Source organism: Nocardioides guangzhouensis (assembly GCF_004519545.1).
In the GTDB taxonomy this organism is placed as follows: domain Bacteria; phylum Actinomycetota; class Actinomycetes; order Propionibacteriales; family Nocardioidaceae; genus Nocardioides; species Nocardioides guangzhouensis.
The window spans coordinates 72,338-97,753 of record NZ_SDKM01000020.1; the positions used below are offsets into that span (position 1 = coordinate 72,338).

The 25,416-nt window shown below is 72.3% G+C and carries 21 protein-coding genes; 11 read left to right on the forward strand and 10 right to left on the reverse strand.

Translation table 11 applies throughout. From position 1 onward, the window contains the following. Window positions 1–89: 89 nt before the first annotated feature. Window positions 90–1,007, forward strand: a complete 918-nt coding sequence (pgfA, locus tag EKO23_RS14410; protein ID WP_134718458.1) for a cell envelope lipid trafficking protein PgfA — start codon at window positions 90–92, stop codon at window positions 1,005–1,007. A gap of 73 nt (window positions 1,008–1,080) precedes the next feature. Here the strand turns inward: pgfA and EKO23_RS14415 are convergent, their stop codons facing one another. After that, window positions 1,081–1,950, reverse strand: a complete 870-nt coding sequence (locus EKO23_RS14415; RefSeq protein ID WP_134718460.1) for a class I SAM-dependent methyltransferase — start codon at window positions 1,948–1,950, stop codon at window positions 1,081–1,083. Between the two features lie 36 nt (window positions 1,951–1,986). Here EKO23_RS14415 and EKO23_RS14420 point away from each other — a divergent pair, with 36 nt between their 5' ends. The 3 genes from EKO23_RS14420 to EKO23_RS14430 all read left to right on the forward strand — a co-directional run bounded on the left by EKO23_RS14420 (window position 1,987) and on the right by EKO23_RS14430 (window position 5,295). Next, window positions 1,987–2,919: a phosphotransferase family protein gene (locus EKO23_RS14420; RefSeq protein ID WP_134718462.1), complete on the forward strand. Its 933-nt coding sequence runs from the start codon at window positions 1,987–1,989 to the stop codon at window positions 2,917–2,919. A gap of 157 nt (window positions 2,920–3,076) precedes the next feature. Then, window positions 3,077–4,549 carry a 30S ribosomal protein S1 gene (gene rpsA, locus EKO23_RS14425; protein ID WP_134718464.1) on the forward strand — a complete coding sequence of 491 codons (1,473 nt, stop codon included), beginning with the start codon at window positions 3,077–3,079 and terminating at the stop codon, window positions 4,547–4,549. Between the two features lie 83 nt (window positions 4,550–4,632). Further along, window positions 4,633–5,295: an SIMPL domain-containing protein gene (locus tag EKO23_RS14430; protein WP_134718466.1), complete on the forward strand. Its 663-nt coding sequence runs from the start codon at window positions 4,633–4,635 to the stop codon at window positions 5,293–5,295. Window positions 5,296–5,390: 95 nt separating this feature from the next. Here the strand turns inward: EKO23_RS14430 and EKO23_RS25315 are convergent, their stop codons facing one another. Then, window positions 5,391–5,546, reverse strand: coding sequence for a hypothetical protein (locus tag EKO23_RS25315; RefSeq protein WP_167880481.1), 156 nt, complete (start codon window positions 5,544–5,546; stop codon window positions 5,391–5,393). Window positions 5,547–5,634: 88 nt separating this feature from the next. Then, on the reverse strand, window positions 5,635–5,787 hold the full coding sequence (locus tag EKO23_RS25320) for a hypothetical protein (RefSeq protein ID WP_167880482.1): 153 nt from the start codon (window positions 5,785–5,787) through the stop codon (window positions 5,635–5,637). Between the two features lie 92 nt (window positions 5,788–5,879). On the opposite strand from EKO23_RS25320, the gene EKO23_RS14435 reads away from it, so the two are divergent. Beyond that, a complete protein-coding gene (locus EKO23_RS14435; RefSeq protein WP_134718468.1) occupies window positions 5,880–6,836 on the forward strand; it encodes a GlxA family transcriptional regulator in 957 nt (318 codons plus the stop codon). A 5-nt stretch (window positions 6,837–6,841) separates the two neighbouring features. On the opposite strand, the gene EKO23_RS14440 is transcribed toward EKO23_RS14435, so the two are convergent. Together EKO23_RS14440 and EKO23_RS14445 are read right to left on the reverse strand one after the other, a co-directional pair. After that, complete coding sequence (locus EKO23_RS14440) at window positions 6,842–8,587, reverse strand: MGH1-like glycoside hydrolase domain-containing protein (protein WP_134718470.1); 1,746 nt, start codon at window positions 8,585–8,587, stop codon at window positions 6,842–6,844. Beyond that, entirely contained in the window at window positions 8,587–9,861 is a 1,275-nt protein-coding gene (locus EKO23_RS14445) for a class I adenylate-forming enzyme family protein (protein WP_134718472.1), read from the reverse strand. Before EKO23_RS14445 ends, EKO23_RS14440 begins: the two co-directional genes overlap by 1 nt. A gap of 63 nt (window positions 9,862–9,924) precedes the next feature. Between EKO23_RS14445 and coaE the strand changes: the two genes are divergently transcribed. Then, window positions 9,925–10,542, forward strand: coding sequence for a dephospho-CoA kinase (gene coaE, locus EKO23_RS14450; RefSeq protein ID WP_134718474.1), 618 nt, complete (start codon window positions 9,925–9,927; stop codon window positions 10,540–10,542). 37 nt (window positions 10,543–10,579) lie between these two features. Here coaE and EKO23_RS14455 read toward each other — a convergent pair whose 3' ends face one another. Next, a complete protein-coding gene (locus EKO23_RS14455; RefSeq protein WP_134718476.1) occupies window positions 10,580–11,533 on the reverse strand; it encodes a sigma-70 family RNA polymerase sigma factor in 954 nt (317 codons plus the stop codon). A gap of 182 nt (window positions 11,534–11,715) precedes the next feature. Continuing rightward, complete coding sequence (locus tag EKO23_RS14460) at window positions 11,716–13,920, reverse strand: S9 family peptidase (RefSeq protein WP_134718478.1); 2,205 nt, start codon at window positions 13,918–13,920, stop codon at window positions 11,716–11,718. Window positions 13,921–13,955: 35 nt separating this feature from the next. On the opposite strand from EKO23_RS14460, the gene EKO23_RS14465 reads away from it, so the two are divergent. Continuing rightward, on the forward strand, window positions 13,956–17,609 hold the full coding sequence (locus tag EKO23_RS14465; protein ID WP_134718480.1) for a hydantoinase B/oxoprolinase family protein: 3,654 nt from the start codon (window positions 13,956–13,958) through the stop codon (window positions 17,607–17,609). On the opposite strand, the gene EKO23_RS14470 is transcribed toward EKO23_RS14465, so the two are convergent. Continuing rightward, on the reverse strand, window positions 17,576–18,901 hold the full coding sequence (locus tag EKO23_RS14470) for a DNA polymerase IV (RefSeq protein WP_134718482.1): 1,326 nt from the start codon (window positions 18,899–18,901) through the stop codon (window positions 17,576–17,578). The genes EKO23_RS14465 and EKO23_RS14470 overlap by 34 nt on opposite strands. A 168-nt stretch (window positions 18,902–19,069) precedes the next feature. Between EKO23_RS14470 and EKO23_RS14475 the strand changes: the two genes are divergently transcribed. Together EKO23_RS14475 and EKO23_RS14480 are read left to right on the forward strand one after the other, a co-directional pair. Beyond that, window positions 19,070–20,185: a DUF4192 domain-containing protein gene (locus tag EKO23_RS14475; protein WP_167880483.1), complete on the forward strand. Its 1,116-nt coding sequence runs from the start codon at window positions 19,070–19,072 to the stop codon at window positions 20,183–20,185. Window positions 20,186–20,194: 9 nt separating this feature from the next. Next, window positions 20,195–21,664 (forward strand): glutamate-cysteine ligase family protein, encoded by a 1,470-nt coding sequence (locus EKO23_RS14480; protein ID WP_134718486.1) that lies wholly within the window; start codon window positions 20,195–20,197, stop codon window positions 21,662–21,664. A 17-nt stretch (window positions 21,665–21,681) separates the two neighbouring features. Here the strand turns inward: EKO23_RS14480 and EKO23_RS14485 are convergent, their stop codons facing one another. Both EKO23_RS14485 and EKO23_RS14490 read right to left on the reverse strand, forming a co-directional pair. Continuing rightward, entirely contained in the window at window positions 21,682–22,158 is a 477-nt protein-coding gene (locus EKO23_RS14485; protein ID WP_134718488.1) for a hypothetical protein, read from the reverse strand. Window positions 22,159–22,266: 108 nt separating this feature from the next. Beyond that, window positions 22,267–23,565: a cation:proton antiporter gene (locus tag EKO23_RS14490; protein WP_134718490.1), complete on the reverse strand. Its 1,299-nt coding sequence runs from the start codon at window positions 23,563–23,565 to the stop codon at window positions 22,267–22,269. Between the two features lie 139 nt (window positions 23,566–23,704). On the opposite strand from EKO23_RS14490, the gene EKO23_RS14495 reads away from it, so the two are divergent. Together EKO23_RS14495 and EKO23_RS14500 are read left to right on the forward strand one after the other, a co-directional pair. After that, complete coding sequence (locus tag EKO23_RS14495) at window positions 23,705–24,280, forward strand: HhH-GPD-type base excision DNA repair protein (RefSeq protein WP_134718492.1); 576 nt, start codon at window positions 23,705–23,707, stop codon at window positions 24,278–24,280. A 133-nt stretch (window positions 24,281–24,413) separates the two neighbouring features. Then, window positions 24,414–25,416: sigma-70 factor domain-containing protein (locus EKO23_RS14500; protein ID WP_281280938.1), on the forward strand; the 1,003-nt coding region annotated here is incomplete at its 3' end.

The window sequence follows — 25,416 nt, forward strand, 5'->3', positions numbered from 1 at the left end:
CATGGGTAGATACTGCGTGTGTGCGACTGCACATCGCGCTCCCTGACTGCTAGGGTGCGGCGACTACGACTCCCTGGGAGGGGCTTTCGGTGCGCAAGTGGGTTGGTTTGGCCCTGCTGTTGTTGGGCGGATTCCTGATCGTCGCCGCGGGGGTCTCGCGGTTCTGGGGCCTGGACGCGGCCGAGCGCACGCCCCTCGATGTCAACACCTACACCTATCTCACCGGTGAGGCCGACAAGCTCAACCCCGAGACCGGCAATCTCGTGCACGTCCCGGTTGCCTACCGGAGCCTGACGCAGGCGGACCCGGACAAGTCCGACGACGACGTGGTCGCGTTCGTCAACACCAAGTGCGTGAACATCGACGAGAACGACCCCCCGCCCTGCCTCGACGACACCGACGAGCGGCTGATCACGAACACCGTCGACACCTTCGCCACCGACCGGCGCACGGCGATGGCGGTCAACGACCCGAAGTACCTCGCCGAGGACGCCGTCCCGCACGAGGGCCTGGTCAACAAGTGGCCCTTCAACGCCGAGAAGAAGACCTACCCCTACTGGGACGGCACGCTGGACCACGCGGTCGACGCGAAGTACACCGGCACGCGGGACATCGACGGGCTCGAGACCTACGAGTACCAGGTCACCGTCCCCCCCACCGAGGCGGAGATCCTCGAGGGAACCCAGGGCACCTACGAGACCGAGCAGACCACGTGGGTCGACCCCCGCACCGGCTCGATCATCGACCAGGAGGGGGGCCAGGTGCTCACCCTCGAGGACGGGACCAAGGTGCTCGACATCTCGGTCTCCTACACCGACGAGACGGTGCAGGCCAACGTCGACGACGCGAAGTCCAACGGTCGCCAGCTGTGGGTCCTGGGCGTCGGCCTCCCGATCGGCGGCCTGGTCGTCGGCCTGCTCTTCGTGGGCCTCGGACTGCTGCTCCTGCTGCGTCCCAAGACCACCGAGACCGACGAGCGGCGGCCGGAGCCGGCCGTGGCGGCCTGAGCGACCCGTACGACGCGCGAGGGGCGCGGCCGGACACCCGTCCGGTCGCGCCCCTTCGTCATGGGGCGTCCGGTCAGATGACCCGGGCCACGAAGATCGCGGTGCCGGGCGTGAGCAGACCGCGGGTGCGCGACCATCCGCCCCACGTGCGGTCGTGGTCCTCGGGCCACTCCGGCTCCACGAAGCCGGTCAGCGCCATCCCGGCGCCCTGGAGGAGCTCGACCCAGTCGCCGATCGTGCGGTGGTGCTCGACGTAGCTCGGGGCGCCCGAGACGTCGTCGACCTCGACGTACGGCGTGCGGTCCCAGTAGGACTGCGACGCCACCAGCCCGGCCTCCGTCGGGTCGTCGGGGAACATCCACCGGGTCGGGTGGGTCACCGAGAACACGAACCGGCCGCCGGACCGCAGCACCCGTCGTACCTCCGCGACCGCGGCTCGCGCGTCCGCGACGAACTGCAACGCCCCGAAGGACGAGAACACGACGTCGAAGGAGCCGTCGACGAACGGCACGTCGGTGGCGGTGGCGCAGACGACCGGGACCGGGGTCCCGGTCTCCTCGTCGAGGCGGTGGGAGTGCTGGAGCTGACGGAAGGACAGGTCGATCCCGACCGCCGTACCGCCGTGGTCGATCACCCAGCGCGAGCACTGGCTCGCACCGCACCCGAGCTCGAGCACCCGCTTGCCGGTGACGTCGCCGAGGAGCCCGGCCCGGTCCTCGGTGAACCCCTCCGGCCCCCACACGAAACCGGCGTCGCCGAGGAACGCGCCGTGCGTGGACTGGTACTCGTCGGCGTACCGGTCCCAGTCCCGACGGTTCGCCTGCCGCGAGGTCTCCTCGCCCACCTCGACCCGGAGCGCACGGACGCTCGGCCCTGCCGCGGAGTCGGGCTCGGGCTCGTGGGGGAGGGCGACGCCGGCGCCCGGGTCGTCCGCTGACTCCATGGGACGAGGCTAGTCCGCTCTGGCAGGCTGCGCCCCATGCACCCCGAACCCGGACCCGTCGACCCCGGAGTGCCATCGCTGGAGCCGCTGGCCGGCGGGCACAGCGGGGAGACCTTCCTGGGCGAGTACGTCGGGGAGCGAGCCGTGGTGCGCATCTACGGACCGCGGTCGGCGTGGCGCGGCCCCGACGCCCCGGAGGTGGACGCGGCCGTCCTCGCCCTGGTGCGCGGGCTGGTCCCGGTGCCGCGGGTGCTGGAGGTGCGTCGCGGCGACCCGGCCACCGACCTGCCCGGGCTGCTGGTGACGTCCTACCAGCCGGGGGAGCGGCTCGACCTGCTGCTGCCATCGCTCGGGTCGGACGCCCGGCGCACGCTCGGCGGCCACCTCGGGACCCTGCTGGGCCGGCTCGGTCATGTCGCGATGCCGCGACCCGGCCTGTTCGCCGGTCCGGAGCTGGCGATCACCCCGATGCCCGCCGAGGCCCGCGACCTGCCGACCTGGGTGGCCGCCCACGTCGACCGGTTGGGCTGGGCGGCCGACGACCTCGCGGCCCTCGCCGCGGTCGCCGACGCCGCGCAGGACCTCCTCGACACGGAGAGCCGGACCTGCCTCGTGCACAGCGACCTGAACCCCAAGAACCTGCTGGTCGACCCTGACACGCTCGAGGTCACCGCGGTCCTGGACTGGGAGTTCGCCCATGCCGGGTCGCCGTACGCCGACCTGGGGAACCTGCTGCGATTCGAGCGCGACCCGGTGCTCACCGAGGCCGCGCTGGACGCCTACCGCGGGTTCCTTCCGGCCGTCCCGGACGACGTCCTCGACCGGGCCCGGGCAGCCGACCTGTTCGCCCTGGTGGACCTCGCGGCCCGCGCCGGGCAGAATCCGGTGGCGGACGCGGCGCACGACCGCCTGCTCGGGATCGCCCGCAGCGGGGACCCCGGTTGGACGCAGCGCGCAACAACGCAATAGAATTCACAATTGCGCCAGAAGTCTGCCTGCGTCCCGGACGGAGTGGACTCTCGCTCGCTATCACCCGGCATTCGGCCGGACAGGCTCCATCGGTAGTGAAACGGGACTTGTGGCGCGCCCGCACGACACCACATCCACCCAAGGAATCACTTCCCTTATGACGAGCTCCATCTCCACTCTTCCGGACACCGACGCGCCCCAGGTGGCGGTCAACGACATCGGGTCGGAAGAGGACTTCCTCGCCGCGATCGACGAGACCATCAAGTACTTCAACGACGGTGACATCGTGGATGGCACCATCGTCAAGGTCGACCGGGACGAGGTCCTGCTCGACATCGGCTACAAGACCGAGGGCGTCATCCCCTCGCGCGAGCTGTCGATCAAGCACGACGTCGACCCCTCCGAGGTCGTGACCGTCGGCGACAAGGTCGAGGCCCTGGTCCTCCAGAAGGAGGACAAGGAAGGCCGGCTCATCCTGTCCAAGAAGCGCGCCCAGTACGAGCGCGCCTGGGGCACCATCGAGCAGGTCAAGGAGGAGGACGGCGTCGTCGAGGGCACCGTCATCGAGGTCGTCAAGGGTGGTCTCATCCTCGACATCGGCCTTCGCGGCTTCCTGCCCGCCTCGCTGGTCGAGATGCGTCGCGTCCGCGACCTCCAGCCGTACGTCGGCCAGACCCTCGAGGCGAAGATCATCGAGCTCGACAAGAACCGCAACAACGTGGTCCTGTCGCGTCGTGCGTGGCTCGAGCAGACCCAGTCCGAGGTCCGCCAGGGCTTCCTGACCCAGCTCCAGAAGGGCCAGATCCGCAAGGGCGTCGTGTCCTCGATCGTCAACTTCGGTGCGTTCGTGGACCTCGGCGGCGTCGACGGCCTGGTGCACGTCTCGGAGCTGTCCTGGAAGCACATCGACCACCCGTCCGAGGTCGTCACCGTGGGCGACGAGGTCACCGTCGAGGTCCTCGACGTGGACATGGACCGCGAGCGTGTCTCCCTGTCGCTGAAGGCGACCCAGGAGGACCCGTGGCAGCACTTCGCCCGCACCCACCAGATCGGCCAGATCGTCCCGGGCAAGGTCACCAAGCTGGTGCCGTTCGGGTCGTTCGTCCGCGTCGAGGAGGGCATCGAGGGCCTGGTGCACATCTCCGAGCTGGCCGAGCGCCACGTGGAGATCCCCGAGCAGGTGGTCCAGGTCAACGACGACGTCATGGTCAAGATCATCGACATCGACCTCGAGCGTCGCCGGATCTCGCTGTCACTCAAGCAGGCCAACGAGACCGCCACCGCTGCCGACGTCGAGGAGTTCGACCCGACGCTCTACGGCATGACCGCGTCCTACGACGAGCAGGGCAACTACATCTACCCCGAGGGCTTCGACCCGGAGACCGGCGAGTGGCTCGAGGGGTACGACGAGCAGCGCGCGACCTGGGAGGACCAGTACGCCAAGGCGCACGCTCGCTGGGAGGCCCACGTCAAGCAGCAGGCCGAGGCCAAGGAGGCCGAGGCGGAGGCCGGCGAGGCCACCTCGTACTCCTCCGGCGGCGAGACCACCACGTCCAGCGACACCAGCGGCTCGCTGGCGTCCGACGAGGCGCTGCAGGCACTGCGCGAGAAGCTCACCGGGGGCAACTGACCCGGGTCTCGCACCTGACGCACGGGCGGGGCGGTACGGCGACAGCCGTGCCGCCCCGCCGGCATTTCAGTAGGGTTCCCCGCGTGGAACGGGTGGAGATCACGGTCCGGGGCGAGCACACCGCCTTCCTGCGCCCGGAGCGGGCGACGGTGCACGCGGAGGTGGGCCTCGAGGGCCCGACCGCGGTCAGCGTGTACGACGGCGCCGTGGCGTCCGCACGTCGGGTCACCGACGCCGTGACCGCCCTGCACGACCCGCAGGCGGGTCCGGTGACCTGGTGGTCCAGCGACCAGATCCGCACCTGGGCCCGCCGGCCGTGGAACCAGGAGGGCAAGCAGCTGCCGTTGGTGCACCACGCCCAGCTGGTGCTGGAGGTGAAGTTCCGCGACTTCGCCCGGATGAGCTCCTGGCTCGGAGAGGTGACGCCGGTGCCGGGCTTCCGCGTGGGCCGGATCGCGTGGGCGCTCACCGCTGCCCGGCAGGAGACGGTGACCCGGGAGGTCCGGACGGCGGCGGTGCGCCAGGCGGCCGAGAAGGCACAGGCCTACGCGAACGCGCTCGAGCTCGGACGGGTGCACCCGGTGGCCCTGGCGGACGCCGGCATGCTCGGCCAGGGGCTGGAGCCCCGGAGCGAGGGCCCGGCGATGTTCTCGCGGGCCGCGGCCACTGCGGGTGACGACGTCGAGTTCGTGCCGCAGGACGTGGCGGTGGTGGCCAGGGTGGACGCTCGGTTCGCCCTGAGCTGAGGCGTCCCGGGACAGGTGCCGAGATGCCGCGACGCGGGCCGCCACCGGAGGAGGGGCGACCCGCGTCGCGGGCGGTCGGTCGTCGGAGTCGAGGCTCAGACGAACGAGTGGCTCTCGAAGACGTCAGCCGGGTGGCTGCGAGGCGGGTTGTCGTTCGACGCGCGAGCGCCGTACCCGTCGTTGCGCACGAAGGCCGCGAACAGTACCCCGTAGGCGACTGCGGCCAGGATCAGGATTGCTGCGATGGTCATGGCAGTAATACTGCCGTAGTTGAGAATCTGCCACTAGTGGCGAAAATGCCTACCTTCGTCGAAATCCTGCCAGCGTCCTCCGAGTGGGTCAGACGAGCTCGCGCGGCTCGAACATGTCGGCGTGGTGGCTGCGCGGCGGGTGCCGGAAGGTCGGCATGCGGCCGTGGCCGTCATTGTCGATGAAGGCCACCAGGAACGCGGCGTAGGCCAGGAAGAAGAGGAGGAGGAAGGCGATGGTCATGGCACGAATTCTATCAGGGGCCAGATGCTGCCATGACCGGCAGAAGTGGTCAGGGCGTTGATTTTCGGCCAGAACGGGGTGATGCTGGTCTCATGCACAAGGTGGCGGTCCTGGTCGACGAAGGTGCGGAGCCGTTCGGGCTCGGCGCGATGTGCGAGGTGTGGGCCGAGCCCCACCACCCCGAGGACGACAACCCGGTCTTCGACTTCGTGGTCGCGACGCCGGTCCCGGGGCGGGTCAGCGGCGCCAGCGGCTTCGACCTCCACGTCGAGCACGGCCTCGACGCGGCGGCCGACGCCGACCTGGTCTGCATCTGCCCGAAGCGCGACTACCGCAACCCCTCGCCCGAGATCGTCGAGGCGGTCCGCGCCGCGCACGCCCGCGGCGCGATGGTCTTCGCCCACTGCACGGCCGCGTTCACGCTGGCCGAGTCGGGCCTGCTGGGCGGACGGCGGGCGACCACCCACTGGCGGTACGTCGACGAGCTGGCCGAGCTCTACCCCGCGGTCTCGGTGGACCGGGACGTGCTCTACGTCCAGGACGGCACGATCATCACCGGGGCCGGTTCCGCGGCCGGCCTCGACGCGGCCCTGCACGTGATGCGCCAGCAGTTCGGCAGCCAGGTGGCGGCTGCGGCAGCCCGGCGCATGGTGATCCCGGCCCACCGCGACGGCGGCCAGGCCCAGTTCATCGAGCGGGCGGTCACCGACTGCGAGGCCGAGACCCTCGGCCCGCTCCTCACCTGGATCCTGCACAACCTCGCCGAGGACCTCAGCATCGACCAGCTGGCCAAGCGGGCCCACATGTCCAGCCGGACCTTTGCCCGCCGCTTCCGCGAGGAGACCGGCAGCACGCCGCACTCGTGGGTCACCCGGCAGCGGATCATGGCTGCGGAGGAGCTGCTGGAGTCCACCGACCACTCCGTCGACTGGATCGCCTCCGAGGTGGGCTTCGGCAACCCCGCCACGCTGCGCCACCACTTCAGCAGGGCGCGCGGGGTCAGCCCCCAGCAGTACCGCCGCACCTTCTCCGGCGCGGCCACGGCCTGACCCACCTAACCCGCGAGCGCGGCCAGGCAGGCCAGCGGGGCCGCCGCGGCCCACGCCTGCGGCCGGCACGCCGACGGGTACGCCGCCGGACCCTCCTCTCCGGGCACCCGCGGGTCGCCGCTCCACAGCTCCGGCAGCCGGGCGCCGAAGACGCCGGACGCCTCGACCAGGCCGCGCGCCAGCCCGGCTGCCTCGGTCCGGAAGCTCTCGGCCACCAGCCCGCGCACCGCGATCGCGGTGTCGTGCGGCCAGACCGAGCCGCAGTGGTAGCTCAGCGGGTCGTACGCCGGGGAGTCCAGCGCGAGCGTCCGCAGGCCGTAGCCGGAGGACATCGCCGGGCCGGTCAGCACGGTGGCCACCCGACGCGCCTGCTGCGGGGTGAGGATGCCGGTGCCCAGCAGGTGGCCCATGTTGGAGGCGACGGCGTCCGCGGGCCGCCCCCTGCCGTCGAGTGCGATCGCCACGTGGCCGCCCTCCGGGGTGTCCACCCAGAACGCCTCGGCGAACCGGCGGCGCAGCGATGCCGCCCACGCGGCGAGCCCCTCGACGGGCGGCTCGCCGAGCTCGGCAAGGAGTGCGGCGCCCTGGACCGCGGCCTCGTAGGCGTAGCCCTGAACCTCGCAGAGCGCGATCGGGGGCTCGGCGATGCCGCCGTCGGCGTACCGGACGGAGTCGACGCTGTCCTTCCAGCCCTGGTTGGCCAGCCCGTGGCCCGAGGAGTCGACGTACCGCAGCCAACCTGACTCCCGGGTCTGGCTCATCATCCACTCCAGGCAGCGGCGGGCGGCCGGCACCAGCGCCGCCACCTCGTCCCGGTCGGCTCCGGCCCGCCAGGCGTCGGCCAGGGTGCCCACGAACAGCGGGGTCGCGTCGACCGTGCCGTAGTAGACCGGCGGCAGCACCATGCCGCCGAGGCGGACCGTGCCCGAGCGGACCTCGTGCAGGATCTTCCCGGGTTGCTCCTCGGTCGAGGGGTCGTCGCTGACGCCCTGCCGCCGGGCCAGCGCGCGCAGGGTCGAGAGCGCGAGCCCGGTCCCGAACGGCATCATCAGCCGTGCGGTCCACAGCGCGTCCCGACCGAACATCGTGAGGTACCACGGGGCGCCGGCGGCCACGAACGCGTCCTCGCCGTCACGCAGCAGCAGCCCGGCCAGGTCCGCCAGCCCCTGCCGGACCAGGGGCGTCCACCGCGGGTCGTCGACCGGGACGGGCACCGCGGTGGACCACGGCGGGGGACCGCCGGGCGCGAACTGCGGGTCACCGCGCGCGGCGAAGCGGAGGTCGACCCGGGCCGGGGCGTCCGGGGACACGTCGAACCGCCAGCCCAGCCGCTCGTACGACGCCGGGGCCGGGGTGCAGGACAGCGCGCAGCCGCTCGCCTCGCCCGTCCACGAGAGGCCCTCCGTGGTGGGCAGCGAGGCCGCGTCCTCGGTCGACTGCTGCTGCCGGACGACTGCCACCGGCGCCAGGTCCACGGCGAGGGTGATCTCGAGGTCCACCGTGACCGGTCGATCTGCGATCACCTCGACCGTGGTGACCAGGCCGTCGGGCGAGAGCGTGTGACCGACCTGCGCGCGCGCCGACCCGGCCGGGGACACGCGCGTCTCCAGCCTGCGCAGCAGGCGCACGTCGTCGACGTACCAGCCCTGCACGCCGTCACCCCGGAGCCGCCCGTCGGGCTCGGTGAGCAGGACCTCCGGCGCGGCGACGGCGACGGCCAGCCGGTCGAGCCCGGGGGCGATGTCGGCCATCAGCCCTCCTCCCGTGCGTCGACCGTGGCCGCCACCGCGCTGCGGCGCACCTTGCCGGTCGAGGTGACGGGGAGGGCGTCGAGGTGGTGGTACTCCTTGGGGCGCTTGGCCGGCGCCAACCGGGTCCGGGCGAACGCGGCGAGGTCGGCCGCGGTTGCGGTGCCGACGATCCCGGCGCAGACCCGCTGGCCCCAGGCGTCGTCGTCGACGGCGTACACGGCGACGTCCTCGACTCCGGGGTGCTCGCGCAGGGCGTTCTCGACCTCCAGGGGGTAGACGTTGACGCCGCCGCTGATCACCAGGTCCTCGCGCCGGCCGTCGAGGTAGAGGTAGCCGTCCTCGTCGAGCCGGCCGGCGTCGCGGACCGTGAACTCGGGCCCGTCGGGCGTCTCGTGCCACGCCGCGGCTGTCTTCTCGGGCGCACCCCAGTAGGAGAACCGGGCGTGCTCCGGGACCCGGCACCAGATCGTGCCGTCCTCGTCCACCCGCAGCCGTCGTCCCGGCCGGGCCCGCCCGACGGTCCCCGGGCGCCGCTGCCACTCCTCGCTGGGGCAGGCCGTGAACTGGCCCTCGGTGGAGCCGTAGAACTCCCATGTGGAGCCGTCGGGGAACAGCTCGACGAGCCGCTCCTTGACCGCGACGGGACACGGGGCGCCGGCGTGCGCGACCAGCCGGTAAGACGAGAGGTCGGGCACCCCGACCTCGTCCCAGTGCGCGAAGAGCCGCTGCAGGTGCGTCGGCACGCAGAACATCGTGGTCGGCCGCTCCCGCTCGATCGCCGCGGTGACGGCCGCCGCGTCGAACGGTCCGGGCACCACGATCCGGCCGCCGGCCAGCAGGGTGCCGGTCGCGAAGCGCAGGGGAGCGGAGTGGTGCAGCGGGCTGAGCACGAGGTTGACGTCCTCTCGCCCGAACCCCCACAGGTCCCGCTCCTCGGCGACCAGCGAGGCCGCCGACCGCTCGTCGAGCAGGCCCGAGAACACGCCCTTCGGGCGACCGGTGGTGCCGCTGGTGACGTGCATCGGCCGGCCCAGCGGCAGCGCCCGGCTGCGCTCCGGGTCGACCAGGGCGGCCACGCTCGCGGCGTCCTCGACCACCAGCGCGGGAGCGACGTCGTCCAGCATCGAGGCGCGCTCACGCGGCGTCAGGGTCGGGTCCAGCGGGACCGGGAACACCCCGGCCGCCAGGAGCGACAGCACCGCGTCGACGTACGTCGCGGAGCCGGGGACCAGCAGCGCCACCCGGTCGCCGGGGTGCAGGACGGTCGGGCTCACCCGGCCATCCTGACAGCCGCCCGCGACGGCGCCGACGTGAGAGACGCACCCTAGGATCGGTGCGTGCGCGTGGGACTCACAGGAGGCGTGGCCTCCGGCAAGAGCACGGTGTCCGCGATCCTGGCCGAGCTCGGCGCGGTCGTCGTCGACGCCGACCTGCTGGCCCGTGAGGTGGTCGCACCCGGCACCGACGGCCTGGCCGAGGTCGTCGCGACGTTCGGCGAGGGAGTGCTGACCGCCGACGGGGGACTGGACCGGCCGGCGATGGGCGCGATCGTGTTCGGCGACGAGGCGAAGCGGCGGGCGCTGGAGGCGATCATCCACCCGCGGGTGCGGGCCCGGGGCCGGGCGCTCGAGGCCGCGGCACCCGACGGCGCGGTCGTCGTGCACGACATCCCGTTGCTCGCCGAGACCGGCCAGGCACGGAACTTCGACGCAGTGATCGTGGTCGACGTCCCCACCGACGTGCAGGTACGCCGCATGGTCGAGCTGCGCGGGATGACCCGCGAGGAGGCGGAGAGCCGGGTCGCGGCCCAGGCGACCCGCGAGCAGCGGCTGGCGATCGCCACCCACGTCATCGACAACGCCGGGACGCTCGAAGACCTCCGCCTGAGAGTGGCGGAGGTCTTCGCGCAGGTGGTCTCGGCGGGTCCGAGCAGCGCTGGAGGGACGCGACCCTGACCCGCCGAGCAGTATCAGGAGGTCCCGGGCGAGCGGCTCATGCCGCGAGGTCGGGATCGGCGAACTTCCGGAGCTTCTGGATCGCCTCACGCTCGAGCTGGCGCACCCGCTCGGCGGAGATGCCGTGCTTCGCGCCGATGTCGGCGAGCTTGTGCTGCCGGCCGTCCACGAGCCCGTAGCGGGACCGGATGATGTCGGCGGCCCGGTCGTCGAGCAGCGAGACCAGGCTGTTGAGCCGGTCGCGGCTCTCGACGTCGAGCACCTCGAGGTCGGGGCTGGGCGTGGTCTCCTGCGCCATCAGGTCGCCCAGCGAGGTGTCGCCGTCCTCGTCGACGGGGGAGTCGAGGCTGACGTGCTCGCGACCCCACCGCAGCAGGTCGAGCACCCGCTCGATGTCCATGTCGAGCTCGGCGGCGATCTCCTCCGGCTCCGGGTCGCGGCCGAGCTGGCGCTCGAGGGTGCGGCGGGCACTCCCCACCTGGTTGAGCTCCTCGACCACGTGCACGGGGAGGCGCACGACGCGCGCCTGCTGGGCGATGCCCCGGGTGATCGCCTGGCGCACCCACCACGTGGCGTAGGTGCTGAACTTGTAGCCCTTGGTGTAGTCGAACTTCTCGACGGCCCGGATCAGTCCGGTGTTGCCCTCCTGGATGAGGTCCAGCATCGGCATCTGCGCGCGGCCGTACTTGCGGGCGATCGAGACCACCAGCCGGAGGTTCGCCTCGGTGAAGCGCCGGACCGCCTTGCGGCCCTCCTCGGCGAGCCACTCGAGCTCCTCCTCGGTCGCGGACTTCGGCGCGCCGCCCTTCCGGCGACCCACGCGGCCCTCACGGAGCAGGTGCTCGGCCATGAGCCCGGCCTCGATCGTCTTGGAGAGCTCGACCTCGGTCTCCGCGTCGAGCAGCGGGTTGCGAGCGATCTCGTCGAGGTACAGGCCGACGCTGTCGCGGCCCTCGATCTCGCGCGTCGCGGTAGCGGTCCTGGTGGCCATCGTGCACGCCCTCCTCACTTCGCTGGCGACTCGTTACTGGTGAGTCACCACGCAATCGGTCCAACGTCCGTCGCGCTGCGGAGATTCCCGCTGCCGTCGGCGCGTCTGTACCCAGATAGACGTGCGAGGAACGTCGTGAGTTGCCGGTCGGAGCACTTCTCAGGGACTTCTCAGGGGAGCGCTCAGGAAGCGTGTCCGGGGGCGTCCGCGAGACCCATCCGGTCCAGCACCCAGGCCAGGGTGAACGCCCGGTCGTGCCAGGCCTTGTAGCGGCCCGAGACACCCCCGTGGCCGGCCGACATCTCGGTCTTGAGCAGGAAGTCGCGACGTCCCGTGGCGCGCGCCCGCAGCCGGGCGACCCACTTGCTCGCCTCGACGTACAGCACCCGGGTGTCGTTGAGGGAGCTCTCCGCCAGGATCGGCGGGTAGTCGTGCGCGGCCACGTTGTCGTACGGCGCGTAGGCGCGGATCGTGCGGTAGGCCTCGGCGTCGTCCTCGGGGTTGCCCCACTCCTCGTACTCCATCACCGTCAGCGGCAGCGACGAGTCGAGCATGCTGGTGAGGGCGTCGACGAACGGCACCTGCGCCACCAGCCCGGCGAAGAGCTCGGGCGCCTGGTTCGCGACCGCGCCGATCAGCAGTCCACCGGCGCTGCCACCCTCGGCGACCAGGCGGTCGTGGGAGGTCCAGCCCTCGGCGACCAGGTGCCGGGCACAGGCGGCGAAGTCGGTGAAGGTGTGCTGCTTGTGGGCGAGCTTTCCGTCCTCGTACCAGTGCCGGCCCATCTCGCCGCCGCCGCGGACGTGCGCGATCGCGAACCCGGCGCCGCGGTCGAGCATCGAGAGCCGGGCGATCGAGAAGTACGGGTCGGTCGACATCTCGTAGGCGCCGTACCCGTAGAGCAGGAACGGGACGGACCCGTCCCGCGGCGCCCCGGCCGGCACCACGATCGAGATCGGCACCCGCGTGCCGTCCTGAGAGGTGGCCCACGTGCGGTGCTGCTCGTACGCCGCGGGGTCGAAGTCGCGGACCCGGGTCTGCTTCAGCAGCGTGGTCTCGCGCGTGCGGACGTCGTAGCTGTGCACGCCGCCGGGGGTGGCGAGCGTGGTGTAGCCGAACCGCACCACGGGCTGCGCGAACTCCGGGTTGCCGCCGGAGCCGATCGTGTAGACCTCGTCGTCGAACCCGACCTGGTAGTCGTCGGTGATGCCACCCTCGCCGAGCTCCAGGATCCGCAGCTGGGTCAGGCCGTTGGTGCGCTGGTGCACGACCAGGTGCCCGGCGAACGCGTCGACGTCCTCCAGCCGGACGCTGGGGTCGTGGGGGATGACCGGCTCCCAGTCGGCGCGCGGGGTCGGCCGGACCGGGGTGCGGGCCAGCTCGAAGTCGGGGCCGGATCCGTTGTGCATGACCAGGAAGACGTCCTCGCCGCCGATCACGGCGTGCTCGAGGTGGTACTCCAGGTCCTGCTCGCGGGGATGGAAGACCTCGAAGGTGCCCTCGGGGTCGTCGGCGTCCAGGACGCGGTACTCGGTGGTGGTCTTCGATCCGGCCACGACCATCAGGTAGCGGTCGCTGCGCGAGCGGCCGACGCCGATCCAGAACCGGGCGTCGGTCTCGTGGTGGACCAGCACGTCGTCCTCGCGGGAAGTGCCCAGCCGGTGCCGCCAGATCTTGTCCGGCCGCCAGCTGTCGTCGACGGTCGCGTAGTAGAAGTGCTCGCCCGCCCGGTCCCAGGTGGCACCGCCGAGGGTGCCGGTGATCTCGTCGGGCAGCAGGTCCCCGGTGCGCAGGTCCAGGACCCGGATCGTGTAGCGCTCGTCGCCCACCACGTCGGTGGCGTAGGCGACCAGCGTCTCGTCGGGGCTCACCGAGGAGCCGCCCAGCGAGAAGAACTCGTGGCCCTCGGCCAGGACGTTGAGGTCGAGCAGCACATGCTCGCCGGGGAGCGCCGGCTCGTCGACGGTGCAGTCCTCGGCCGGCTTCGGGGGAGTCCAGTCGTCCGGGTCGGTGACGGGGACGCGGCAGCTCGCGCCGTACTCCTTGCCCTCGAAGGAGCGCGAGTAGTACCAGTGGCCGCGGATCCGGCTCGGCACCGACAGGTCGGTCTCGAACGTGCGGGCCTTGATCTCGTCGAAGATCGCCTGCCGCAGGTCGGCCAGGTGGGCTGTGCGGGACTGCGTCCACGCGTTCTCGGCCTCGAGGTACGCCGTGGTGGCGGGGTCGTCCTTGTCCCGGAGCCACTCGTACTCGTCGACCCGCACCTCGCCGTGGAGGGTGCGTTCGGAGGGACGGGTCTGTGCGATGGGTGGGGCGACGGGCGGGGCGGCGGGCGGGGCGGCGGGGGTGGCCCCGGAAGCGGCGGGAGCACCGGTGGGAGACTGCATGCCGGTGACCCTATCCCCGGCCTATCCTCGGCCCCATGACCTCAGCCGATTCCACGGTGGCGTCCGGTCGGTGGCAGTTCTGGGTCGACCGGGGTGGCACGTTCACGGACATCGTGGCGCAGCGGCCGGACGGGCACCTGGTGACCTGCAAGCTGCTGTCGGACGACCCGAGGCAGTACGACGACGCGGTCCTCGAGGGGATCCGTCGACTGCTGGGCACGCGGCGCGGTGAGCCGATCCCGTCCGAGCGGGTCGACGTGGTCAAGATGGGCACGACCGTCGCCACCAACGCGCTGCTGGAGCGCACGGGTGAGCCGACGCTGCTGGTCGTGACCGCCGGCTTCCGGGACGTCCTGCGGATCGCGTACCAGAACCGCCCCCGCATCTTCGACCGCCGGATCATGCTGCCCGACCTGGTCCACAGTCGGGTGGTCGAGGCGCTCGAGCGCGTGAGCGCGCACGGCGAGGTGCTGGTGCCGCTGGACGAGGACGCGGTCCGCGAGGGGCTCCAGGCGGCGTACGACGACGGCCTGCGCGCCGTCGCCGTGCTGTGCCTCCACGGCTACCGGTTCCCGCAGCACGAGCAGGCGATCGGCCGGATCGCGGCTGAGGTCGGCTACCCCCAGGTCTCGCTGTCGCACGAGGTGAGCCCGCTCATGCGGATGGTGGCCCGGGGCGACACGACGGTCGTCGACGCGTACCTGTCGCCGATCCTGAGGCGATACGTCGACCGGGTGACCGCTCCGCTCGCGAGGTCCCGCCTGATGTTCATGCAGTCCAACGGCGGGCTGACCGAGGCGCACCACTTCCGGGGCAAGGACGCGATCCTGTCCGGACCTGCTGGCGGGGTGGTCGGGATGTCCCGCACCGCGGTCGCGGCCGGCTTCTCCCGGGTGATCGGCTTCGACATGGGCGGCACCTCCACCGACGTCTGCCACTACGCCGGCGAGCTCGAGCGCGAGCTGGAGACGGTGGTCGCCGGCGTACGGCTGCGGGCGCCGATGCTGAGCATCCACACGGTCGCGGCGGGAGGCGGGTCGGTCCTGCACTTCGACGGCAGCCGCTACCGCGTCGGGCCCGACTCGGCGGGCGCCGACCCCGGCCCGGCGGCGTACCGCAACGGCGGACCGCTCACCGTCACGGACGCCAACGTGATGCTGGGCCGTATCCACCCCGACCGATTCCCGCGGGTCTTCGGCCCCGCCGGCGACGAGCCGCTGGACGTGGACGTCGTACGCAAGGGGTTCGAGGCCCAGGCTGCGGAGATCAGCGTGGCCACGGGCGACACGCGGGGGCCGGAGCAGGTCGCCGCCGGGTACTTACGGATCGCGGTGGCCAACATGGCCTCGGCGATCAAGAAGATCTCGGTGCAGCGTGGCTACGACGTCACTCGCTACGCCCTCGCCACGTTCGGTGGGGCGGGCGGGCAGCACGCCTGCGCCGTCGCGGACGAGCTCGGCATCACGACCGTGCTCATCCACCCCTTCGCCGGCGTGCTGTCGGCGTACGGCATGGGGCTGGCCGACATCACGGCGCTGCGGGAGCATGCGGTCGAGCGGCCGCTGGAGCCCGCCCTGCTCGACGAGCTGGACAGCCTGGTGGCCGAGCTCCGGGCGGCCGCCGAGGCCGAGCTGACCGACGAGGGTGGGCTGACCGACGAGGGCACCGCTGCTCGTCCCACCGTGGTGACAAGGGCCCTGCTGCGGTACGAGGGCACCGACACCGCCGTGCCGGTGACGCTCGGTCCTCTGTCTGCCATGACGTCGGAGTTCGAGGCGGCGTACCGCCGCAGGTTCTCCTTCCTCATGCCGGAGAAGCGTCTCGTGGTCGAGGCGGTCACCGTCGAGGTCGCGGCGGTCGCCGAGCACGGCGACCGGCTGCCCGAGCTGCCCGCCGCGGCAACCCCCGCGCCCCCCTCCGACCGGGTGCGCCTCTTCGAGGCGGGGGCCTGGAAGGACGTGGGGCTCTTCGAGCGGGAGGCCCTGCGCCGCGGCCACCGGGTCACCGGTCCGGCGCTGGTCACCGAGGAGAACGCCACCACCGTCGTCGAGCCCGGGTGGGAGGCGAGCGTCGACCGGCTCGGCAACCTCATCCTGGCGCGCGTGGAGGCTCGGCCGGATGCCGACGTCAGCGGGCGTCGGGCCGACCCCGTGCTTCTGGAGGTGTTCAACAACCTCTACATGTCCGTGGCCGAGCAGATGGGCGCGCGGCTGCAGAGCACCGCACACTCGGTCAACATCAAGGAGCGGCTGGACTTCTCCTGCGCGGTCTTCGACGCCGAGGGCAACCTCATTGCGAACGCGCCGCACATGCCGGTCCACCTCGGGTCGATGGGGGAGAGCATCAAGGCGGTGCTGCGCGCCAACGCGGGGCGGATCCGGGCCGGCGACTCCTACGTGCTCAACAACCCCTACGCCGGCGGCACGCACCTGCCGGACGTCACCGTGGTGACCCCGGTCTTCGACGAGGCGGGGGAGCGGCTGCTGTTCTTCGTGGCTTCACGCGGGCACCACGCCGAGATCGGCGGGAAGAGCCCCGGCTCGATGCCGTCCGACAGCACCCGGATCGAGGAGGAGGGGGTGCTCGTCGACAACTGGCTCCTGGTCCACCAGGGCCGGTTGCGGGAGTCCGAGACCCTGGACCTGTTCAGCACCGCCGAGTTCCCCTCCCGCAACCCCGAGGCCAACCTGGCGGACCTGCGGGCCCAGGTGGCCGCCAACGAGAAGGGCGTCGAGGAGCTCCGCGCGATGGTGGAGCACTTCGGCCTCGACGTCGTGGCCGCCTACATGCGGCACGTCCGCGACAACGCCGAGGAGGCGGTACGTCGTGTGGTGCCGGCGCTGAGCGACGGCGCGTACTCCTACGAGCTCGACGACGGCTCCGTGATCGAGGTGGCTGTCCGGGTGGACCGCGAGAGGCGTGAGGTGGAGATCGACTTCACGGGCACGTCGGCGCAGCTGGCGGGCAACGCCAACGCTCCCTCCTCGGTGGTGATGGCGGCGGTGCTCTACGTCTTCCGCTCCCTCGTCGAGGACGACATCCCGCTCAACGCCGGTTGCCTGGCACCGATCCGGGTCGTCATCCCCGACGGCTGTCTCCTCGCTCCGGGGTACCCTGCCGCGGTCGTCGCCGGCAACGTCGAGACCTCTCAGGCCGTCACGGGTGCCCTGTTCGCGGCCCTCGGCGCCCAGGCCGAAGGTGCCGGGACGATGAACAACGTGACCTTCGGCAACGCCCGCCACCAGTACTACGAGACCGTGGCCAGCGGTTCCGGGGCGGGGCCGGGGTTCGACGGCACCGACGTGGTGCAGACGCACATGACGAACTCCCGGCTGACCGACCCCGAGGTGCTGGAGTGGCGCTACCCGGTGCGGGTGGAGAGCTACGAGGTCGTCCCGGGGACCGGCGGACCCGGCAGGTGGCGGGGCGGGGACGGCGGGCGGCGCCGCATCCGGTTCCTGGAGCCGATGACCCTCAACCTGCTGAGCAGCAACCGGAGGGTGGCGCCGTACGGCATGGCAGGTGGTGGGCCGGGCAGCCTGGGCGAGCAGAGGGTGGAGCGCGTCGACGGCCGCGTCGACCGGCTGCCTGGCCGGGTGACGGTCGAGGTCGCCGCCGGCGACGTCTTCGTGATCCAGACGCCGGGCGGAGGTGGCTACGGGAGACCCGGGGCGGGCTCGGGCGACTGAGTCGGCCAGGGCTGAAGGTCGGTGTCGTCGGCGGCGTACGACCGCACCGGGCCGGGAGCCGTGTCCGCGGTCTCGAAGCGCACCGTGACCACGCCCTTGCCGGATCCCCACACCCAGCCGCGACCCATCTCCGCGTGCTCGACGTCCATCCCCGGCGACCAGACCCGGCGCGGCACGTCGGGGAGCGCGACCGGCTCCTCGGGCTGCGCCCCCTCCTCGGTCTGGAACAGGTCGTCCTGCACCCAGTCGGCCAGTCCGGAGACTCCGACGCCGAGCAGCCGGACGCCGCCGGAGGTGTCGAGGTCGCCCAGGAGGGTGCGCGCGAGGCGCCCGATCACGGCGGCGTTGTCGGTGGGCGACGCGAGCGTGGTGGACCGGTTGAGCGTCGTGAAGTCGTGCAGCCGGACCTTGATCGTGACGGTCCGGCCCGACATGCCGTGCTTGCGCAGCCGCTCGGCGACGTTGCCCGCCTGCCGGGTCAGCAGCCCCTCCATCAACCGGCGGTCGGTGAGGTCGTCCTCGTAGGTGCCCTCGACGCTGACGGACTTGGTCTCGCGCTCCGGCTCGACCGCGCGGTCGTCGAGCGCCCGCGCCAGCCGCCACAGGCCGTGTCCATGGGCCTTCCCGACCAGCCGGACCAGCTCGTCCTCGCTGACCCCCTCGAGGTCCTCGACCGTGTGCACCCCGGCCCGGCGCAGCCGCTCCGTCGTGGCGGGACCGACGCCGGGGATGACGGTGACCTTCATCGGCCGGAGCAGGTCCTGCTCGGTGCCGGGCGCCACCACCACCAGGCCGTCCGGCTTGTCGAGGTCGCTGGCCACCTTGGCGATGAACTTCGAGGTGCCGATGCCGACGCTCGCGGTCAGGCCGCCGGTGGCCTCACGCACCCGGGCCCGGAGCTCCTCGCCGAACGCGGTCACCGCCGCCACGTCGTGGCCGGCGAGCCCCGGCGCGGTCCGCAGGTCGACGAAGGCCTCGTCGAGGGACAGTGGCTCGACCAGGGGCGAGGCGGCCCGGAGCACCTCCATGACCGCCCGGCTGGTGTCACGGTAGGCGTGGAACCGGCCGCTGAGGAACGCCGCGTGCGGACAGCGGGCGCGCGCCTCGCGGGTCGACATGGCCGACCGGACACCGAACGCGCGGGCCTCGTACGACGCCGTGGACACCACGCCCCTGCCGCCGACCCCGCCGACCACGACGGGCTTGCCGCGCAGCGAGGGCTTGTCGCGCTGCTCGACCGCGGCGAAGAACGCGTCGAGGTCGAGGTGCAGGACGGAAGCCTCGCCTCTCATCCCGCCGTCCTCGCTGCCGCCCCCACGGTGGCCCGACCCGCCCTCATGGGCCGGAAACTACCGCCGACGACCCACTTTCCGTGCACAGGGCGCGCGTCGGCGGTTGTCGTCCACAGGACGGGGCACGGCGGCCGGGCCGCGTCGGTGCCCGCGGGAAGCGTGGTCGGCATGACCCACACCGATCCGTCCCTCCCCTCGCCCACTCCCGTCCCGTCACCCGGCGGTGGCTTGCCGGCACGGACCCTGCTGGCCCGATCGCCGGGCGACCTGCTGGCCGCGGTCCCGGTGGTGCTCGGCTTCCGGGCCACCGACTCCGTCGTGATGCTGACCTTCCCCCGCACGCCACCACGTCGTCGCCGACGTGCCGGTCCGTCGCGCCAGCCCGAGGCGTTCCACGCCCGGATCGACCTGCCCGCGAGCCCCGCCGACCTGCCCGAGGTCGCCGACGCCCTGCTCGACCCGGTGCTGCGGCACCGCATCGACCGCGTGGCCCTGGTCGTCTACACCCCCGACGCCGCTCTGGCGGCGCAGGCGGCCGGCGTGCTCGCGACAAGGTTCACCGAGGCTGGCGTCGACCTCGTCGACCTCCTGCACGCCGACGGGAAGCGTTGGTTCGCGCTGCTTCCCGGTCGGCCGCCGGAGGCCTACGCCGGCACGCCGTACGACGACCGCAGCCACCCGTTCCTGGCCCAGGCCGTGCTCGACGGCCGGGTCACGCTCGGCTCCCGCGACGCCCTCGCGGCCGGCCTCATCGCGGACGACCAGGCGGCGGTCGAGGCCGTCGACCAGCTGGCCCGCTCGCTCGACCGGGCCGGTCCGGAGGGCCACGAGTCCGAGCGGCAGTGGGTGGATTCAGCCCTCGACCGCCGGCTCGCCGGCGAGGCCTGGTCCGACGGGGACGTCGCCCGGTTGCTGGTCGACCTGCGAGACGTCCGGCTCCGCGACCTGGCCTGGCTGCGGATGACCCGCAGCAGCGCTGCCGGCCACGTCGAGGTATGGCGCGACGTGGTGCGCCGGTGCCCGGCCCACCTCCTCCCGGCGCCCGCGTGCCTGCTCGCGTTCGCGGCGTGGCTGGCCGGCCACGGGGCCTTGGCGTGGTGCGCGCTCGACCGGTGCCGTGGGGCCGACCCCGACTACCGCCTGGCGGGGCTGGTCGCCACCCTGCTCGACCACGCCGTCCCGCCGTCGACCTGGCACCCACCCCGCGACCCGGACCCGGACCTCGCCGCCGACGCGACCGCACTCCGGGTGCGCTCACAGACAGCGCGGGGAACCAGACACTAGGGTGCATTCATGGGCGAAGAGGTCGCGGCACAAGAGTTCTCCCGGGCGGATCGCACGCGTCACCGCGAGAAGGTGCGACGGTGCCTCGACGTGTTCGCCCGGATGCTCCGCGAGGCCGCGTTCGACACCGACGACCCGATGACCGGGCTCGAGATCGAGCTCAACCTGGTCGACGACGCCGGTGACCCCGCGCTGAAGAACGCCGACGCACTGGCCCAGATCGCGAACCCGGACTTCCAGACCGAGCTCGGGCAGTTCAACGTCGAGATCAACGTGCCTCCCCAGCGGCTGCGCGACGGCGGGTTCGCGACGTACGAGAAGAACCTGCGGGAATCGCTCAACGACGCCGAGTCCAAGGCGAGCACCATCGGCGCGCACATGGTGATGATCGGCATCCTGCCGACGCTGGCCGAGGGCCACATGAGCCCGACCACCCTCAGCAGCAACCCGCGCTACCAGCTGCTCAGCGACCAGATCCTGGCTGCCCGCGGCGAGGACATCACCATCGACATCCGGGGCGTCGAGCGGCTGATCACGACCGCGGACTCGATCATCCCGGAGGCGGCGTGCACCAGCACCCAGCTGCACGTGCAGACGTCCCCCGACGACTTCGCGGAGTACTGGAACGCCTCCCAGTGCATCGCGGCGATCCAGCTGGCCGTCGGTGCGAACTCACCGTTCCTGCTCGGCAAGGAGCTGTGGCGCGAGACCCGGATCCCGCTGTTCGAGCAGGCCACCGACACCCGGAGCGAGGAGCTGAAGGCCCAGGGGGTCCGGCCGCGGGTCTGGTTCGGCGAGCGGTGGATCACCTCCGTGTTCGACCTGTTCGAGGAGAACGTCCGCTACTTCCCGGCGCTGCTCCCCGTCACCGAGGACGAGGACCCGCTCGCGGTGCTCGAGGGTGGGGGAGTGCCGGGGCTGCACGAGCTGCGGCTGCACAACGGCACTATCTACCGCTGGAACCGCCCGATCTACGACATCGCCGGTGGCACGCCGCACCTCCGGGTCGAGAACCGCGTGCTGGCGGCCGGCCCGACCGTGGTCGACACGATGGCGAACGCGGCGTTCTACTTCGGCCTGGTCCGGCAGCTCGCCGAGGCCGAGCGGCCGCTGTGGTCGCAGATGTCGTTCAGCGCCGCCGAGGAGAACTTCCAGACCGCCGCCCGGCAGGGGATCGACGCCCAGGTCTACTGGCCGGCGATCGGGCAGGTCCGCGCCACCGAGCTGGTGCTGCGCCGGCTGCTGCCGATGGCGCGTGAGGGGCTGGCCCGCTGGGGCGTGCCGGAGGACGAGGCGTCCCGGCTGCTCGGGATCATCGAGCAACGCTGCCTGGTGGGCACCAACGGCTCCGAGTGGTTCGTCCGTCGGTTCCACGCCGAGGCGGCCTCGCAGGAGCGCCCCGAGGCGCTGCGCCGGACGCTGGTGGCCTACCGCGAGCTCATGCACACCAACGAGCCGGTCCACACCTGGGTCGAGTGATCCGCGGACCCGGCAGCTCAGCGGTCGCGGATCCGGAGCCGCTCCCAGACGACCCGCTCCTCCAGGACCGGGTCGTACCACCCGTTCTTGGTGACCACCGCGACGCAGCGCGGTGCCAGTCCGGCCTCGGCGAAGACCCGGCGCACCACGGGCAGCCAGGCCAGGTCGACGTCGTGCGGCTCAGGATGACCCTCGCGGGTCAGCCACGCCTCAGGCTCGGCCGAGGTGAGCAGCGCCCGGCTGAGCACGGCGGCCGCCACCTCCTCCCGCAGGCCACCGTCGAGGTCGTCCGTACCGTCGTCGGGCCAGGTCACCACCGGGCCCCCGAGGCGCCCGACGTGCAGCATCGGGGCGAACCGGCGCCGGCGCACGCCGGTGCGGAGGTCGGAGACCGCCTGCCGCAGGTCGCGACGCAGCGCCCGCCGTGCGGCCGCCCGTGCCTTGAGCGACGGCGGTCGCGCGGTGCGGCCCGTGCGCGCTCCGGTCGCGGTCATGCCCGCCACCCTGCCCGACGTACGGCGTCCGGTGCCGGCGTCCTCCACAGGCCGGGTGGAAGCGCCTGCGCCAGGCTGCGCGGTACGAGTGACTGCGCGGCACGAGTACTAGGAGCGCTTCGCGTGGTGCACGAAGCCGCGCGGCGTCGCGCGGGTGTCGGTCGCCCCGTCCCCGGTCGCCCCGTCTCCGGTCGAACCAGCCCGTCCGTAGCTCCGGGCCGCAGGTCCGGCGGAGACCCCGTGCAGGACGACGCTGAGCAGCACGGTCAACGTGACCACGCTGACGGCCTCGAGGACGAGCTCCGAGCTGTCGCCCAGCTCCTCGAGCGCCAGCAGCGCGAACACGACCGACGCCAGCCCCCGCGGGCCGAACCACCCGACGAACACCACGTCCTTCCGGGAGAGCCCCGAGCCCACCAGGGCGATCGCCACCGGGACCATGCGGAAGACGGTGAGGGCGAGCAGCGCGTAGACGACCACGGTCACCTCGTCCACCTGGTGGAAGGCGATGGGGAGGAGGACCGAACCGAACAGGAACCACACCACCAGGGCCAGCAGCTGGCCGCCGAGCTCCGGGAGCTCCACGATCCCCTCGATCTCGTCCGGGTCGTCCAGCACCGACCCGAACGCGAGCCCGGCCACGAAGGCGGCGATGAACCCGTTGCCCTCGATCGCCAGCGCCGCGGAGAAGGCGCCCAGCGCCAGCGCCAGCGTCGCGATCTGCCGGCCGCCGCTCGCCACCCAGCTCCTGCGGGTGGCGACGGTGACGGCCGCCGCGCCCCCGAGGCCCCACAGGAGGCCGATGCCGGTGCCGAGGAGCAGGTCGCCCGCCGAACCGCCGGTCGCGGCGGCCTCCCCGTGACCGCCCAGGTCCGCCTGCGACGCATACGCGACCAGCATGAAGCTGACCACGGGGGTCGCGATCCCGTCGTTGAGGCCGCTCTCGACGTTCAGCGCGGTGCGCAGCCGCCCCGGGACCCGGCGGTCGCTGATCACCTGGGCGCTGAGGGCGGCGTCGGTCGGGGCCAGCGCCGCGCCCACGAAGCCGGCGAGCCCCCAGGTGAAGTCGTCGAACACGACGGCCGCGGCGAGCCCGCCGACGACCAGGGTGATCGGGAGCCCGATGGCGAGGAGACGGACCGAGAGCCCGACGTCGCGCCGCAGCTCGGTGAGGTTCACGCGTGCGGCGTCGGAGAACAGGACGAGCGCCAGGGTCACCTCGGCGATCGTGTGCACCGTCCCGGTCTCGACGTCGACGGCCAGGACTCCCCAGTCCGGGTTGGCCAGGAGGAAACCGACCACGGTGAAGATGATCGGACCGGTGACGTCGTGGCGGGCCAGGGCGCGGGACGCAACCGCCCACCCGAACATCAGGAGCGCGACGACGGCGAAGGCGACGTCACTCATTCCCGGCCTCGTTCTTCCGTGCCTCGGTCGCTGGGCCCGAGACCCGACCCATGCTGCTGGGCCCGGGGCGGGACCGGGTCACCCGATGAGTACGATCCGTCGCTCACGCCGCGCTCGAGCATGGGGGAGGATGGGGGCCATGGCGATCCACATCACCGGCGACGAGCGCGCCGACCAGGTCCTGACCGACGACCCGTTCGCGCTGGTGCTGGGGATGATGCTGGACCAGCAGTACCCCATGGAGCACGCGTTCCGCGGCCCGGCCAAGGTGCTGGACCGGTTCGGCACGCTGGACCCGGCCCGGATCGCCGCCGCGGACCCGGAGGACTTCGCCGCGATGGCCTCGACCCCGCCCGCCGTGCACCGGTTCCCCGGGTCGATGGCCGCGCGCATCCAGGCGCTGGCCACCCTGGTGGTCGAGGAGTACGACGGCGACGTGACCCGGCTGTGGACCGAGGCGAAGGACGGCAGGGACCTGCTCCGCCGGGTGCAGCAGCTGCCGGGCTTCGGCAAGCAGAAGGCCCAGATCCTGGTGGCCCTGCTCGCCAAGCAGATCGACGTACGCCCTGACGGGTGGGAGGCCGCGGCCGGCGGCTACGCCGAGGAGGGCTTCCGGTCGGTGGCCGACGTCGTCGACCCGGTCTCGCTGCAGAAGGTCCGCGACTACAAGAAGGCCAAGAAGGCCGCAGCCCGGGCGGCGCAACCGGCCGGCTGAGGGACGAACTACGCAGATCACACCGTCCATCGGTGGGGTCGGGCTTGGATCACACGCTGGGCGTGGCAGAATGGCTCGTGCGGCTCTTGACGACACCGGGCTTTGCCGCGCCCCGAATGCTTTTTCCGAGAGGTTGTTCGTGTCTGCGAGCTCGCGCAAGTTGCTCCCCGCTGCAGTCCTGTCCCACCCGGAGATCACCGGGCTCCTGGAGCAGGGCAAGGTCACCGGCACCGTGTCCCCCGAGCAGGTTCGGCGCGCCAGCGAGGCGGCCGAGATCGAGCCCCGCCATCTGAAGGCGCTGATGGTCCACCTGAGCAGCCAGGGCATCACGGTCGCCCTGAACGCCGACGACCACCGTGCCGTGGCGGCGACGTCCACCCGGCGGACCACCACCGCGAAGACCGCCAAGAAGGCGCCCGCGAAGAAGGCCGCCGACGAGGCCAAGGCCGCCCCCGCGAAGAAGGCGCCGGCCAAGACCGCGGCGGCGAGCCGGACCGCCACCAAGACCACCGCTACGGCCGCGGCGGAACCGAAGAAGGCGACCGCGAAGAAGGCGCCCCCGGCGAAGAAGGCCGCCACCGCGAAGGACGAGGCCGCGCCGGCCGCCGAAGGGGCCGAGGTCGTCGTCGGGCCGGACGGCAAGAAGGTGCTGCCGGACCTCCCCGACGAGCAGTTCGAGAAGGACCTCGCCGCCGACCCGTCGATCAAGGAGGACGAGAAGGAGGCCTCCTTCGTCGTCTCCGCGGCCGACGACACCGACGAGCCCGAGCAGCAGGTCATGGTGGCCGGCGCGACGGCCGACCCGGTCAAGGACTACCTGAAGCAGATCGGCAAGGTCCCGCTGCTCAACGCCGAGATGGAGGTCGAGCTCGCCAAGCGGATCGAGGCCGGCCTGTTCTCGGAGGAGAAGCTCGCCTCCGGCGGCAAGGTCTCCGCGAAGGTGCACGAGGAGCTCGAGTGGATCGTCGAGGACGGTCGCCGGGCGAAGAACCACCTGCTCGAGGCGAACCTCCGCCTCGTCGTCTCGCTGGCCAAGCGCTACACCGGCCGCGGCATGCTCTTCCTCGACCTGATCCAGGAGGGCAACCTCGGCCTGATCCGTGCGGTCGAGAAGTTCGACTACACCAAGGGCTACA